Annotated in this window: 11 protein-coding genes; 8 read left to right on the top strand and 3 right to left on the bottom strand. The window is 47.0% G+C overall.

From position 1 onward, the window contains the following. Window positions 1-75: 75 nt before the first annotated feature. The 4 genes from JT717_RS09070 to JT717_RS09055 all read left to right on the top strand — a co-directional run bounded on the left by JT717_RS09070 (window position 76) and on the right by JT717_RS09055 (window position 8,782). Complete coding sequence (locus tag JT717_RS09070; RefSeq protein ID WP_205509906.1) at window positions 76-1,944, top strand: glycoside hydrolase family 97 protein; 1,869 nt, start codon at window positions 76-78, stop codon at window positions 1,942-1,944. Between the two features lie 125 nt (window positions 1,945-2,069). Continuing rightward, window positions 2,070-4,790 (top strand): glycoside hydrolase family protein, encoded by a 2,721-nt coding sequence (locus JT717_RS09065; RefSeq protein ID WP_205509905.1) that lies wholly within the window; start codon window positions 2,070-2,072, stop codon window positions 4,788-4,790. A gap of 49 nt (window positions 4,791-4,839) precedes the next feature. Next, window positions 4,840-7,119 carry an FAD-dependent oxidoreductase gene (locus JT717_RS09060; RefSeq protein ID WP_205509904.1) on the top strand — a complete coding sequence of 760 codons (2,280 nt, stop codon included), beginning with the start codon at window positions 4,840-4,842 and terminating at the stop codon, window positions 7,117-7,119. Window positions 7,120-7,321: 202 nt separating this feature from the next. After that, entirely contained in the window at window positions 7,322-8,782 is a 1,461-nt protein-coding gene (locus JT717_RS09055; protein WP_240347917.1) for a B12-binding domain-containing radical SAM protein, read from the top strand. Here JT717_RS09055 and JT717_RS09050 read toward each other — a convergent pair. Then, window positions 8,776-9,027: a hypothetical protein gene (locus JT717_RS09050; RefSeq protein WP_205509902.1), complete on the bottom strand. Its 252-nt coding sequence runs from the start codon at window positions 9,025-9,027 to the stop codon at window positions 8,776-8,778. The two genes, JT717_RS09055 and JT717_RS09050, sit on opposite strands and share 7 nt — an antisense overlap. Before the next feature lie 443 nt (window positions 9,028-9,470). Between JT717_RS09050 and JT717_RS09045 the strand changes: the two genes are divergently transcribed. Continuing rightward, on the top strand, window positions 9,471-12,023 hold the full coding sequence (locus tag JT717_RS09045) for a TonB-dependent receptor (RefSeq protein ID WP_205509901.1): 2,553 nt from the start codon (window positions 9,471-9,473) through the stop codon (window positions 12,021-12,023). 78 nt (window positions 12,024-12,101) lie between these two features. Here the strand turns inward: JT717_RS09045 and JT717_RS09040 are convergent, their stop codons facing one another. Next, entirely contained in the window at window positions 12,102-12,350 is a 249-nt protein-coding gene (locus JT717_RS09040; protein WP_205509900.1) for a hypothetical protein, read from the bottom strand. A gap of 195 nt (window positions 12,351-12,545) precedes the next feature. Next, complete coding sequence (locus JT717_RS09035) at window positions 12,546-13,295, bottom strand: M57 family metalloprotease (RefSeq protein ID WP_205509899.1); 750 nt, start codon at window positions 13,293-13,295, stop codon at window positions 12,546-12,548. 30 nt (window positions 13,296-13,325) lie between these two features. Between JT717_RS09035 and JT717_RS28375 the strand changes: the two genes are divergently transcribed. The 3 genes from JT717_RS28375 (at window position 13,326) to JT717_RS09020 (ending at window position 15,008) form a co-directional block, all read left to right on the top strand. Continuing rightward, window positions 13,326-13,610 carry a response regulator transcription factor gene (locus JT717_RS28375; protein ID WP_240347916.1) on the top strand — a complete coding sequence of 95 codons (285 nt, stop codon included), beginning with the start codon at window positions 13,326-13,328 and terminating at the stop codon, window positions 13,608-13,610. A gap of 224 nt (window positions 13,611-13,834) precedes the next feature. Then, the gene (locus JT717_RS09025; RefSeq protein ID WP_205509898.1) at window positions 13,835-14,047 is read left to right on the top strand and encodes a hypothetical protein; all 213 of its coding nucleotides are present in this window, start codon (window positions 13,835-13,837) and stop codon (window positions 14,045-14,047) included. Window positions 14,048-14,147: 100 nt separating this feature from the next. Next, on the top strand, window positions 14,148-15,008 hold the full coding sequence (locus tag JT717_RS09020) for a hypothetical protein (RefSeq protein WP_205509897.1): 861 nt from the start codon (window positions 14,148-14,150) through the stop codon (window positions 15,006-15,008). The last annotated feature ends 13 nt before the right edge of the window (window positions 15,009-15,021 follow it).

Genomic DNA, 15,021 nt, shown 5'->3' with positions numbered 1-15,021 from the left:
AACATTCCCGCTAATTATTTGTAACAAAACCTTTGCAGGTAAGCTGCCTGCAAAGGTAAATTTGACGATTGATACATGCGTTTATTGCTTACCATATGCTTTTTGAACTATTGTTCCGTACTTCTGGCGACGGATACTTTATTGCTGCAAAGTCCTAACAGAAAACTGGTAGCTACGGTATTCCTGAACGATGGAAAGCTGATGTATGCGGTAAAAGCCGCCGGGCAGATCCTGTTGACCCCTGCGCAATTGGGAATAACGTTCGATAACAGGACAATCGGCATAAACAGCAAGCAGCTCCGCATTGTGCGCAGGTATACCGTTCAGGAAACCCGCAGTTCCCGCATCAACAATAACAGGGCCCTGAATCACTGCAACGGCTATTTGATCACTGTACAACAAAATGACTTTACCGATACGCTCGAGTTCCGGTTATTTGACCAGGGTTGTGGTTTCCGGTATTTGCCGGAAACACATGGTGCGAGAATCGTTAAAAAGGAACTTACCAGTTTTACGCTGCCTGCAAATTCTTCCGTGTGGTATTTCGAAAGGAACAGCGATTGGAAACTGAAATCCTATGCCGGATGGTGGATGCGAACGCATGTGAGCCAGTTGCCAACTGTTTCCAGCCAGGGACCCATTCAGGGAAAACCGCTTGTTGTTGAATTGCCTTCAAAGAAATACATGGTGTTGTCGGAAGCGGCGTTGAATGAATACAGCGGCATGCGGTTGAAAGCGGTTGGCAATAATACAGTACAGGTGAATTTCACCGAAGACACTGCAGGTTTTCCAATTTCATCAAATGGCCGTACACCCTGGCGGGTGATCCTGTATGCCGCTAATTTGCAGGAATTGGTCAACAATACGGTGATAGAGAACCTAAACCCCAGGCCCGATAAAAAGCTATTTGCCGATCAACGTTATATTAAACCCGGCAAAGCCGTATGGAGCTGGATAAGCCGGAATGAACATTACCTGGAGCCCGCCGAAGAACGAAAGTTCATTGACGCTGCCAGTGCGCTGCACTTTGAATATACATTAATAGATGATGGATGGGAGCATAAATGGAAGAATAAATGGCAGGAATTGCAGGCCCTGTGTCATTATGCCAAAGAAAAGCAGGTAGGCGTATGGGTTTGGAAACATTCCAAAGAGCTGCTTGATGTTCAACAGCGCGACCGCTTCCTCGATAGTATTCGTAGGGCGGGAGCAGTTGGCCTCAAGACCGATTTTATGAACAGTGAAGCCAGATCATTTATCGATTTTGAAATTGGATTGTTGAAAGCCGCAGCGGAGCGCAAAATGATGGTGGTCTTTCATGGCTGCCAGGCGCCAACCGGTGAAAGTGTTACTTATCCCAATGAAATGTCAAGGGAAGGCATCCGGGGAATGGAGCTGAATATTATGAATGAGCCTATTCCGGCATGGCATAATGCGGCACTACCCTTTACCCGTTTTTTATGCGGACATGGCGATTACACGCCCGGGTTTTTTACCAACAGGGGAAAGACTACCAATACGCACCAACTGGCCCTCTTATATCTTTTCAACTCACCATTTCAGTGCCTGGCCGAAAGCCCGGTCACCTTATTACAGGATCCAGCTTATGCCCCGGTACTTCCTTTATTACGAACCCTGCCCGTCACCTGGGATGAGACCAGGGTATTGCCCGGCAGCAGCATCGGCACCCTGGCTGCTTTTGCCAGGCGAAAGGGAAAGGATTGGTATATAGCGGTGATCAATGGAACAGACAGTGCTGTTACCTATGCGCTGAGGCCTTCTTTTCTGCGCGGGAACAAACCATTTACATCTAAGGTACTGTCTGATGCGGCTGGCGACGGTGGGTTTGTAACAACAGACGGGCGAATGCAGGCTTCGGACCTCAAAAGATTTAAGCTGCAGCCGGCAGGCGGATTGGTTATACACCTAAAAGCGAATAATTGATGATGAGCAATTGTATAAACAAGTATTGCGCAATGATGATTGGTTGCTGTTGGCTGGTTCTATCCGCTAAGGCCCAGAAACAAGTGCAATTACATGGCAAGAAGGTGGTCATAACCAATGGAAAGATGGCTTATACTTTTTTACCATCTTTCGTGGTTTTATATAATGCCGCCAATCCAGATATGGCTCTAAAGCCTGCCGGTATTCAGAAAGTAAATTATAATGTGCTTACCTGGAAGGTGAACGATAGTGCAAAAGCCGATTTTAAACAAAAGAAAGTGAACGCTTCCATGGCTGGCGACGGTTTCGATGATCGCATTCTGCGAGCCAAAGCCGACTGGCGCACCGCCAATATTTATAATGCCGGCGAACGAACGGCATTAACGGCGAAAGAGATTACACAAAAAGACGACACGCTGTTCTTCACCTATCCCGCCAACGACAGGTTTGTATTGACCGCGATGCTGATCACCAGCACAAAACCCTATCCATTATTAAAATATACTTTTAAGGCATTACAGCCAGGATATTACAGTGTTGGTTATACGGGCGCCCCCGTGACCGGGCGCGATAAAGCAGCGAGCATCTGGCAGCCATTGATCTGGCAGGAGAAGCGGATCCCTGATGCCGCCTATTGTACACCGGCGTTTATGGCTACTTTGCCTGCGACCATGGTATACGATGGAACCCATACCATTGGGGTGTTGGCGGCCGCGGAAGAGCTCCCCTTTCAGCCTTTGCCGCTCCTGAACAACAGCCGTTTTGGCGTATCCCTGCTGAATGAAGAAAAGCAGTTGCAGCCGCAGTTATATGCGCCTCTGCCCGGTGGTTATTTATCGCATTTGCCGCCAGGCGCCAGCTTTGATTTTTCTCTATACCTCGTAACGGAAGCGAACAATATAACTGGTACTTATGAAGCGATCGCCCGGCAGCTGTTTGGGTTCGGCAACTACAGGCGGAATGATATTGCATCCCTGAACACGGCTTTGGATAATATGGTCGATTATGCCCTGTCGCCATACGCCTGGTTTATCGACAGCTTAAAGGGCTGTGCCTACTCAACCGATGTGCCCGGTGCTGTGAAGAATGTATCCAGCCTGAATCCATTGGAATTGGCGCTGGTACGGGACGATTCCATCATGTTCGAAAAGCGGGCATATCCCCTGATGGAATTCATGCTGTCAAGGGAGAAGTTCCTGTTCAGCTTAGACAGCACCCAAAAGATCCAAAGCCCCTCACGCAAGTTAAAAGGACCCATTGCCCCCTTGTCGGAACTGGTGGCATTGTACAATGTATTTGGCCGGAAGAACGGCTTCTACCTGCAAATGGCGCATAAGGAATACAATACCACCAGGGTGCGGAATATGGACGATCAGGAGCAGGGCAGGAACTGGATCAATGCCATGATGTTGTATAAAGCGACCGGCGATAAGCGCTATTTGCAGACAGCCATTATGGGGGCAGACAAATACCTGCAACAACGGATCCGTACACCACAAACAACGTTTAATGATCCCCTGCAGGGCAGTTATTTTTTCTGGCCTACATTCACTGGCCGCTGGATAGAGTTCCTGCAATTGTATGAGTTGACGGGCGACCGGAAATATCTTACTGCTGCCCATGAAGGCGGCCGCCAATATTGCCAGTTCACGTGGATGTGCCCACGTGTTCCCGATAGCCTTGTTACAGTAAACAAAGGTGGCAAGGCGCCCATGTATTGGTACCTGAGATCTAAAGGGCACAAACAAATGTATTATCCCGAAGAAAAGGCGCCGGCATGGCGTTTATCGGAGATCGGGTTAACGCCCGAGTCTTCGGGTACAGCCACCGGTCACCGCGGTATTTTTATGGCCAATTACGCGCCCTGGATGCTGCGGCTCGGTTATTATACCCGCGATACATTCCTGGTGCAGGTAGCAAAAGCCGCCATCATTGGCCGCTACCGCAATTTCCCGGGCTATCATATCAATACTGAAAGAACGACCGCTTATGAAAAGCCCGACTTTCCGCTGCATGTCCATACCGATCAAAGCGTAAACTCTTTTCATTACAATCATATTATGCCCATGGCTTCGATGCTGCTCGATTACCTCGTAACCGATGCTTTCGTGCGCAGTGCCGGCCGTATTGATTTTCCTTCCGAATATATAGAAGGGTATGCCTACCTGCAGAACAAGATGTATGGCATGCAAAAGGGTAAGTTCTACGATGAGCAAAACGTGCAGTTGTGGATGCCTGCCCGTTTGCTGCGGATAGATAATACCGAATTGAATTATATGGCCGCCCGTAAAGGCGATCGGTTGCTGCTGGCATTTACCAATCAGTCGAACCAGCCTGTTACCGCAAAAGGGGTGCTCAATCCCGCCTGGGTCACCACCGGCCGCAAGAGTCAAATACAGTGTTTTACCGGCAAACAAAAGCCGGTATTGAAGGACAGCAGTTTCTCCGTTCAGGTGGATGCTAATGGCATAACCGCCATTGCGATTACCGGGGTGCATGCGAAATCGCATTTCCAGGAACGATTATTATCTACCGAAGCCGGCTGCCCGAATGATTATATCAAGCTGGATGCAGGGAATGCACATGCTTTATTGTTTCAAATAGGCGCCTACGATCGCCGCCTGTATGTGTATCTCGAAGACGATGATAACAAATATCGCCAGGTGTCAATGACATATAAAACGCAGGATGGTAAAGAACAGCAGCTAATTGATAAAGCGTATCCTTACGAATTTACGGTGCCTGTTCCGGCAGGAGCACCCGTGACCTTTCAGCTGTCGCTGGAAAATGTGAACGGCCAGGTCGAGAAAAGCAATTCCGTCGGCCTGGGTATTAAAACACGCTGATCATAAACCAATAACCGAAACTTTATTCTAAATAATAATTGATATAACGATGAAAGTTGATAACAGTACAGGCAAGCGTTCATTTCTACATAGATCAATACAGGCCGACCTGGTAATAACCGGTGGTGGTTTATCGGGCGTATGTTGCGCCATTACCGCCGCGCGGGAAGGCTGCTCCGTGATCCTGGTGCAGGACCGGCCGGTATTGGGCGGTAATGCCAGCAGTGAAGTGCGGTTATGGATCCTGGGCGCCACTTCACACATGGGCAATAACAACCGCTGGGCGCGGGAAGGTGGCGTTATAGACGAAATACTGGTGGAAAATACCTATCGCAATCCGGAAGGCAATCCGGTGATCTTCGACATGATCCTGCTCGATAAGGTAATGGCCGAACCGAACATAACCCTGTTGCTCAATACCGCCGTATATCAGGTTGAAAAAAAGAATGAAACTACTATAGCAGCAGTAAAGGCATTTTGCAGTCAGAATCAAACAGAATATACATTAAGCGCCCCCTTGTTTTGTGATGCTTCTGGCGATGGGGTGGTGGGCTTCCTGGCAGGCGCTGCCTTTCGCATGGGCGCTGAAAGCAGTGAAGAGTTCGGTGAAAAGTTTGCACCGGATAAAGAATACGGGGAGTTACTGGGGCATACTTTATATTTCTACAGTAAGGATACCGGCCGGCCTGTTCATTTTATTCCGCCTGCATTTGCGTTAAAAGACATTACAAAGATCCCCCGGTTCAAGACTTTCAATGCGCAGGAGTTCGGGTGTAAATTATGGTGGATCGAATATGGCGGCCGCCTCGATACTGTACACGATACGGAACAAATAAAATGGGAATTGTGGAAAGTGATCTATGGGGTGTGGGATTATATCAAGAACTCAGGAAATTTTCCTGAAGCGGCCAATCTTACGCTCGAATGGGTAGGAACCATTCCGGGCAAACGGGAAAGCCGTCGCTTTGAAGGCGATTATATGATGCGCCAGCAGGATATCGTTGAACAGCGTATGCATGAAGATGCGGTTGCCTATGGCGGCTGGTCGATAGATCTGCATCCTGCGGATGGAGTATTTAGCGAAAAGCCAGGCTGTAATCAATGGCATAGCAAAGGCATATACCAGATCCCCTTCCGCAGTTTGTACAGCAGGAATATCAGCAACCTGTTCCTGGGTGGCCGGCTGATCAGCGCTTCGCATGTAGCTTTTGGTTCAACCCGCGTAATGGCCACGGCGGCTTATGCTACCCAGGCGGTGGGCATGGCGGCTGCACTTTGTAAAGAACATAATCAACTGCCCGCTGATATTGCTAAGAACAAACTTATGCAGGCGCTGCAACAGCGGCTCTTACGTTCAGGCCAGTATATTCCTGGTCTGTCACTGCAAAACAGCAGCGACCTGGTGCAAAAGGCCACTATAACGGCCTCCAGCGAACTGGTGTTGACCGAACTACCCGAAAGTAATTTTCTGAAACCATTACAACTGTCCGTAGCGCAAATGGTGCCATTGGCAGCCGGCAGGGTAGAACCCTTTGTATTTCATGCCCGGGCCAGCGAAGCAACCAGCTTACAGGTAGAACTGCGCATCAGCAGTAGGGAAGGAAATCACACGCCGGATATCACGGTTGATACCATCACCTTGCCCATACAGCCCGGCCGTAATTGCTTACAGGTAAAATTCGATGCTGTAATGGAAAAAGCCGCTTATGCCTTTATCACCTTTATTAAAAATCCATTGGTTGAATTGCATTATAGCCGTAAAAGGGTGACAGGACTGTTATCGGTGTTCAATACCATTAATAAAGCAGTGTCTAATTATGGCAAACAAACGCCACCCGAAGACATAGGCATGGATGCTTTTGAATTCTGGTGCCCGCAGCGGCGCCCGGAAGGACATAATATCGCGTTCAAGTATCCGGCGGGCTTAGATTCCTTTAAGGCATTGAATATTCGCAATGGTGTTGACAGACCGGTAAATACGCCCAATGCCTGGGTGGCTGACTGGAAGGATACTGCCCCGCAGTTAACGATCAGCTGGCCGAAGCCGCAATCGATCGGCTGTATCGACCTGTTTTTTGATACCGATTACGATCATCCGATGGAATCTGTGCTGATGCAACATCCGGAAACAGCCATGCCTTTTTGTGTAAGGAGTTACCGTATTAAAGACGATGCCGGCAATATTATTATAACAAGAACAGGAAACTATCAAACGCGTAATAAGATCACTTTTGCCACACCGGTGACAACAAGCCGGTTGATCATCGAAGTAGAACATCCAACTGAAGAAGTACCTGCGGCCGTATTTGCCGTGCGGTGTTATGAATAGACGATGGAAAGCGATGTGTTATTCAACGATGTATAAGTGTGTCTTCCATACTGATTGTATTATGGCCCAATAATTAGGAAATTAATTGAATAAGGGTTAACTTCAGTAAGCCAGGAATGAGCACTCTTGTATGCAAAGGCTTAAAATCGGTGTTATTGATCTCGTGTGTAAAGGCCCATCAAATACCTTGTGGGCAAAAATTATGCATGCGAATCTGCAGAGCATAATGCCCCAGGTAATTGCCACCTGGTGTGAACAGGAAGGTCATGAAGTGACCATGATCTGTTATACAGGCCAGGAGGATCTCAGCAAAGCGTTGCCACAGGGGATCAACCTGGTATTCATCAGTGCCTTTACACAGGCGGCGCTCCTGGCCTATGCGCTCAGTAATTTTTTTCGCAGCCAGGGAGCGGTCACCGTTCTGGGTGGTCCGCACGCGCGCTGTTATCCCGATGATGCTGTTCAGTATTTCGATTACGTATTTGGCTTCACTAACAAAAAGACCATTACAGAATTATTGAATGATTGTACCGCCCGGCCTTTGGGCGGTAAATATATAACTGCTTCCAGTCAACCAGGCAGCTTCTGTGGCGTGGAAGAGCGTTGGAAATTTATAGAGCCTACATTGAAAAAAGCGCCATTGCTGAAGATCGTGCCGATGCTGGGTAGCGTTGGCTGCCCATATACCTGCCCCTTTTGCATTGATTCTACGGTTCCTTATCAGCCGCTGGATTTTCAGGTTATTAAAAAAGACCTCCAGTTTTTGCTGTCCAAATTTAAAAAGCCCTGGGTTGCCTGGCATGATCCGAATTTTGGCATCCGCTTCGATGAGAATATGGAAGCGATAGCTACTGCTGCCCCGCCAAAAAGTTTTCATTTCATCGCAGAAAGCAGTTTGTCGGTACTTACCGAAAAACATCTGAAGGTTTTACGCGACAATGGTTTTGCGGCTTTATTGCCCGGTATAGAATCCTGGTACGAATTGGGAAATAAATCGCGCACTTCCCATATGTCGGGTGAGCAAAAAGTAAAACAGGTGTCGGAGCACGTTAGACTATTGTTTGATTATATACCTTATATACAAACTAATTTTGTGTTGGGACTTGATAGCGATGAAGGCAGTGAGCCATTTGAACTAACTAAGCGATTTATTGATAAGTCGCCCAATGCTTTTCCGGGCTATTCACTGCTTACCGCGTTTGGTGAAGCGGCCCCGCTCAACCTGGAGTATCAAAAGGCGGGACGTGTGCTGCCGTTCCCATTTCACTTTCTGAATAACCACCTGGCCATGAATGTGAAGCCCAGGAATTACAATTGGATAGATTTTTATGATAAGGTCATTGACCTCACTGCATATTCTTTTTCTGCAAAAGCGCTGTACCGCCGATTTAAGAATACACCTGATCTAACTTCCAGATGGATGAATTTTATGCGGGCAATATCTTCCGAAGGGTATGGCCGCCTGCGGTTTTACCGCCAGGTACGTAAACACCTGGTCGAAGATCGCAGCTTTCGTAGTTATTTTGAAGGCGAAACCAACCGGTTGCCGGCATTTTACAGCAATATCATTAAAAAAGACCTGGGCGTGTGGTATCAATGGCTGCCGCAGGGCGCCATAGCGCATAACCCGAATGCTTATTTACAAAAACAGCGCGCTCAATAAGTGCCAGCAAGATCGAGGTTTTTGGCGGTCGCAAAAGCCTGCGCATCATCCACTGCACGCAGGATCTCCAGCCCCTTGTTGTTGAGGTTCGAGAGCTCATGCAATAACTCCACGTAAAAACTATTAATGGCATAGAGATATAACCTGTTGCCCGATTCTATCTTATCGGCTACAAAAACGCCATATTTACTGATCACGCTTATTTGTTCATGCTTGCTCAATTGTTCAAATTCGGTACGAGTCATAGTAGTATTAATTTAATGAGGTGTACTGCAATAATAATTATTTTTTTAATTACTATACTATAATGGTAGGATAAATAAGTCTATTAATGCAGTAGGATACAAATATTGATAATAACTGATTTGACAGTGCTAAAACGAAAAGTCTACTAAAACAGTGGATTTATTTTGTTGATACAGATGTGGCCTGTATATTTGTGGGGAATGTAAATGGAGCACATGATTGCCGATTATACTTCATATCGTTGTTGACTATAACTGCATACCGGTTCCGGTAATTTGCGTTGCATGGAATAATTCCCGCACATAAGAAAGGTCATTTTTACGGGCAGGCTTAACCGGGCTGCCCGGAATACCTATGAGCATCATATGAATAATGACTGTCTATTTCTATATGCTACATACTATAACACAATAGAACATAAACCTTAAATAACACCAGACTTATGAGACGTTTACTTTCAATGATCATTGTATGCATGCTGTTTGCTGGAGCAGCCGCCGCCCAGCAGGTGGTAACTGGCGCCATTAGAGATAGCCTCGGGGCTCCGCTGGCAGGTGCTACGGTAGGCATAAAGGGCACCAACAGTTTTGCGGTGGCAGATGCCAACGGAGCATTCAGTGTCACTACTAAAAAAGCGCCCCCATTTATATTGCAGGTCAGTTCTGTTGGTTATAAATTCAAAGAGATAGAGCTGACCGGATTAAGTGATAAACCGCTGGCCATTGTGTTGGCGCTGAGCAATGAATTGACGGAGGTTGTCATTACTTCCCGTCGCCGGACAGAAACCGCGCAGGAGGTGCCCATTCCGATCTCTGTGGTGGGCGGCGCCCGCGTAGAAGCGGCAGGAGCTTTCAATGTGAACCGTTTGAAAGAGCTGGTGCCGACGGTGCAGTTATATTCTTCAAACCCCCGTAATACCACTTTAAACGTGCGTGGGCTGGGTTCTACATTCGGGCTTACCAACGATGGCATTGATCCCGGCGTAGGCTTTTATGTAGACGGCGTATACTTCGCGCGTCCCGCTGCCACTACACTAGACTTTATTGATATCGAACAGATCGAGGTGTTGCGCGGGCCACAGGGCACCCTGTTTGGTAAGAACACCACGGCCGGTGCTTTCAATATTACCACACGTAAGCCAAGCTTTACGCCAGGCGCCACTTTCGAAGTGAGTTATGGTAATTTTGGCTTTGTGCAGGCGAAAAGTTCTGTTACCGGCGGCATTATAAAAGATAAGCTGGCAGGCCGGCTTTCCTTTTCCGGTACGCAGCGCGATGGCGTTTTGTACAATGTAGCTACCCAGAAAAATGTAAATGATATCAATAACCTGGGCGTAAGGGCGCAATTGTTATTTACGCCTACCAGCCGCACTACTATTACGCTGGCCGGGGATGCCACGCGTCAACGCCCCGATGGTTATGCGCAGGTGGTGGCAGGCGTGGTTGAAACAAAAAGGGCCGCTTACCGCCAGTTCGAGAATATCATTAAAGATCTGAACTATGATCTTCCGAGCAGAAATCCTTTTGACCGGGTGATCGATCACAATACGCCCTGGCGCTCAGGAAATGATCTGGGTGGTGTATCTATCAATATCGATCAGAAGATCGGCCGCGGCACTTTAACCTCCACTACCTCCTGGCGCTACTGGCATTGGGATCCTTCCAATGACCGCGACTTTACCGGTCTGGCCGTGCTGAGCTTATCGCAGGCTACTTCCAGGCACCAGAACTGGACGCAGGAGATCCGGTATGCCGGGAATATCTCTTCCAAAATAAGTGGCGTTATTGGCGTATTTGCCATTGGCCAGGACCTGAAGACCGATCCATATCATATAGAAGAATCAGGCGCCGCTCAATGGCGTTTCTCCCAAAGCACTACCTCTTCAAAATGGAAAACGCCGGGCCTTTTTGATGGCTTCGGTATTAAAACCTACTCAAGGTTAAAAAGCCTGGGGGCTGCGGTATTTGCACAGGTTGACTGGGCCGTCACCGAACGCCTGCACGTATTGCCAGGCTTGCGCTTCAATTATGATAAAAAAGAGGTTGATTATGACCGGCAGACCTATGGCGGACTGGAAACAACAGATCCCGAGTTGATCGCTCTGAAGAATCTGGTGTACACCAACCAGGCGTTTACGAAGGATGTGGATGAGAACAATTTATCAGGGCAGTTAACGGTATCGTACAAAGCCTCGAATAAAATAAATGCCTTTGCCACTTATTCTACCAGCTATAAACCAATCGGGGTGAACCTGGGCGGATTGCCCACAGCGGCCGGCGAAGTAATGCTCGATCTGGCGCAGATAAAACCGGAATATGTAACCCATTTTGAAGCCGGACTGAAGACAAGGCCATTTGCAGGCGCCACATTGAATGCGGTATTCCATCATACCGAGGTAGAAGATTATCAAACCCAGGTACAAACAGCTGAAGTAGGTGTGAATCGCGGTTACCTAGCCAATGCGGAAAAGATTCGGGTGCTGGGTGTTGAAGTAGATGCAAATGTAACTGTTGGAAAATACCTTTCTTTAAATGGCGCACTGGCTTATACGGAAGGTGAATATGTCTCCTTTACAAATGCCCCAGTGCCTTTGGAAGAGACCGGTGGTACCAGTGCGTTCAAAGACGTATCAGGCGGTGATCTGCCGGGTATTTCCAAATGGGCAGGCTCATTAGGTGGTGAGCTGCTTTCCAAACAAACAAAGGCGCTGGCCCAAACCGGGCAGTTCTTCCTGGGCATCGACAGTTATTTCCGTTCCAATTTTTCGTCAAGCCCATCGCCTTCACAATATTTGAACATTTCTGGTTATGCGATCCTGAATGGACGAATTGGTTTCCGGGCGGTGAATGGATTGTCGTTCTTCGTGTGGGGCCGCAACCTGCTCGACCGGGACTATTTTGAGCAATTATTACCTGCGGCAGGTAATGCAGGCCATTATGCCGGTGTGTTGGGCGACCAAAGAACTTATGGCATTACACTCCGGTACTCTTTGTAATACTGTTTGTTTGGATTTATGTAAAGGATCAAGTATAAAAAGCCCCGATATGACATCGGGATTTTTATTTGCGCTGCTTCATTGCTCTTCCGCCGGGGCGCCGTTTATGAATCGCAAATTGAATCCGCCCTGACGTTCATAGTAATAGCTTTGCCGCGTTTTGCTATAAACAATGGGGGCGCCCTGTTCTTTCATAAAGGATAAATATTCATATAATAAACTTTCTGAAATGTGCAGCCTGCCGGCAAGTTGTTTTGGTGTGCCGGTTCCCTTCATGCGAATAAGGCGGTCAATGTTTTCCAACCGGTCGAAATAATGCTTTGGCATATGGATAAGATTACGTTTATAGAAATTTAACGTATTTCTTTCAAATTATACTCCACGATAAGTTGAAATACCAACTTTCCATTACCGTTATAATGCTGACCTGTACATTTCTGTTATACCTGTTTTCACTCTATTATTCCCGGAGTAAAAAAAAAGGGCGCCGAGGGGCGCCCCTTGAAATTCATTGGCAGGAAATTATAGCGGGTACAATACCGCCGAAGCCTGTTTGTCTTTCGCAGATAATACGGTAGCGCCACTGCCGCACTGGCCTCCATTCATCAGCGAAGAAGCGTCGGTACCGCCAACACCCGGTACGGCCGTTGCGCTTGATTCGCCCCGGGCTGCCCAGTTGGTATGCCGCAAAGAAACATTATGGCCCATTTCATGACAAATGGTGCGGGAACGTTGGGCGAAGCTGTTGCCCGCAATATAGTTCTTGTTGATCCAGATGGTGCCGCCGGCATTGCCACCGGAAGGGAAAGTGCCTTGTCCGCATACACCATTGCCCAGGTTGCTGTTCACGATCAGCACATCGTAGGTACCGGTAGTTCTTGTCCAGTGAATGCGGCAATTGGGGATACTGTTCCATTGCGCAATGGCTGCATCAATTTCTGCCAGCATGGAAGTCATGGATGCATCTACCCGTAACCGGATATTCGTTGCCTTTGTTTGGTTTACCAGGCTGCCGGTATAGTATTGTTCGGGCCGTACTTTTTCCGCGGGCACGACCATATTTTTGGGGAAGACGATATCTTCCTCTACAATAAATTTATCAGGCTTATTCACAATTTGATCGGCGGGGAAACCGAGGTCAAGGATGTAGGCATACACTTTAGATGCATTATCCTCAGGCTGCGCTGCTTCATCAGCCGTACTCGTTTTTTTACAGGCTGCAAAGCTTATGGCGATACAGAAGGTCAGGGAGAAGAGCAAGTTTTTTTTCATGTAACTTTTGTTTTAAAGTGAAAGATCGAATTGGTTGTATGTAAAGTTAAAAAAGCAGATTCCGGTAAAACTGGAGCAGGGAGGTGGTATAATGGACCCTCGCAAAAGATACCGGCCGCCTACATAAGCACGGTTGCTGCTTTAACTTCCACCCTTGCTGGTGATGCCGCCATTGCCGCACAATTGCATCTTAGTCCGCTTACAGTAGAGATGCACCGCCGCAACCTGATGCAAAAATTCAATATAAAAAGTATGACGGCCGCTGTTAAGGTGGCCATGGAAAAACGGGATGATGTGACAAAAGGCCCATTTTAATTACACGTCTATTGGCAGAATCTACACGCCTATTGGCAAAACTGCACGTTTATCAAATGTGACGAATAATTCTTTTTTACATGCGTGCCGTGTTATACTTTCGTGTAACCCCTAACCAAACTAGATCTGCACATGAGATGTCATCAGCTTCAATACCTGCATAAAGCATTTACCTGCGACGAATTCCAACTTTAAAGCAAAACCATAATCTTAAATTAATATTAATGTTAAAAACGACATTAGCCACCTTTTTTGTGGCTGCATTACACACTTGTCTATTCGCCCAGATCCATGTTAAAAGTAATGGTGTGGGCATTGGCACCAATACTCCTACTGAAAAATTACATGTAGCTGGAAAGGGTTTAATTGAATCAGGGGATAACGCTTTAAGTTTTAAAAGTGCCGTTAATACATGGCAGTTTTTGGGCATTTTATAAGCGCTGGAGGTTAAAATGAAGGCCATGGAGGAAAGAGTGACATAAAACTCCACTGGCCTCTAAATTGTCTTAATTCGTATCACCTAACATACCGTGAAATATGAAATATTATCTGATTTGTAGCATTCTTTTGGGTTGTTTTAATTTCCACGTACATGCCCAATCCGGAATTTTCTTTGATGAAGACCAGCTTTCCGAAACCGCTGGCACTGAAATAGTAACTGATGCAACTGCGTTTGAGGGAAAAGCCCTCCGGCGCTTGAGTAGTGCACCGGCAGCTACTTTTTTCTATGGGCCTTACACGAGTTATAAAGCTGGCTATTACCTGATCCAGTTCAGGCTTAAAGTTTCATCTAATGTATCTACTTCGCAAATCTGCCGTTTAGATGTATTTAGCAGTCAAGCAGGGTCAGGAGCTTTAAATTATCTCACGATCACACCTTCCATGTTTGATGAAAGTAATCAATGGAAGTTATTCACGCTGCCTGTGCAAATCCCGCATAATGTAACGGATCTGGAAATAAGAGGAATGGAGTTTGTTCCCGGAATTTGTGATCTGTATTTTGATTATGTCAATGTTATAGCACCTGATGTTTTAACCGTAGGAGGCTCAGGCAATGTTGGTATTAATAGTGCTCTGGCCATTGGTACTACAGATACAAAGGGACATAAACTCGCTGTTGCCGGCTCTGCCATATTTACAAAAGTGACCGTGAAAACCTATCCATGGCCAGATTATGTCTTCAATGCCAGTTATCGCCTCCGCCCACTCAGTGAAGTAGAACAATACATCAAACAACATCATCATTTGCCTGAAGTTGCATCAGCAGCGGAAGTTGAAAAGAACGGCTTGGATCTCGGTAACAACCAGGCCGCGCTGTTGAAGAAGATCGAGGAGTTGACCTTGTATGTGATTGATCTTGAAAAACGAATGAAAGAGCTGGAGTCAAAAAGCAAGTAATCTTAAAAAGAAT

Origin of the sequence: Longitalea arenae (assembly GCF_016924755.1) — a bacterium.
Taxonomy (GTDB): Bacteria; Bacteroidota; Bacteroidia; order Chitinophagales; family Chitinophagaceae; genus Niastella; species Niastella arenae.
This window is presented reverse-complemented; position numbering and strand designations above follow the sequence as displayed.

Excerpts from the sequence above, each read along its gene's own strand:
- JT717_RS09070 (WP_205509906.1), top strand. The coding sequence starts at position 76 with ATGCGTTTATTGCTTACCATATGCTTTTTGAACTATTGTTCCGTACTT.
- JT717_RS09065 (WP_205509905.1), top strand. The coding sequence starts at position 2,070 with ATGGCTTATACTTTTTTACCATCTTTCGTGGTTTTATATAATGCCGCC.
- JT717_RS09060 (WP_205509904.1), top strand. The coding sequence starts at position 4,840 with ATGAAAGTTGATAACAGTACAGGCAAGCGTTCATTTCTACATAGATCA.
- JT717_RS09055 (WP_240347917.1), top strand. The coding sequence starts at position 7,322 with ATGCATGCGAATCTGCAGAGCATAATGCCCCAGGTAATTGCCACCTGG.
- JT717_RS09050 (WP_205509902.1), bottom strand. The coding sequence starts at position 9,027 with ATGACTCGTACCGAATTTGAACAATTGAGCAAGCATGAACAAATAAGC.
- JT717_RS09045 (WP_205509901.1), top strand. The coding sequence starts at position 9,471 with ATGAGACGTTTACTTTCAATGATCATTGTATGCATGCTGTTTGCTGGA.
- JT717_RS09040 (WP_205509900.1), bottom strand. The coding sequence starts at position 12,350 with ATGCCAAAGCATTATTTCGACCGGTTGGAAAACATTGACCGCCTTATT.
- JT717_RS09035 (WP_205509899.1), bottom strand. The coding sequence starts at position 13,295 with ATGAAAAAAAACTTGCTCTTCTCCCTGACCTTCTGTATCGCCATAAGC.
- JT717_RS09025 (WP_205509898.1), top strand. The coding sequence starts at position 13,835 with ATGTTAAAAACGACATTAGCCACCTTTTTTGTGGCTGCATTACACACT.
- JT717_RS09020 (WP_205509897.1), top strand. The coding sequence starts at position 14,148 with ATGAAATATTATCTGATTTGTAGCATTCTTTTGGGTTGTTTTAATTTC.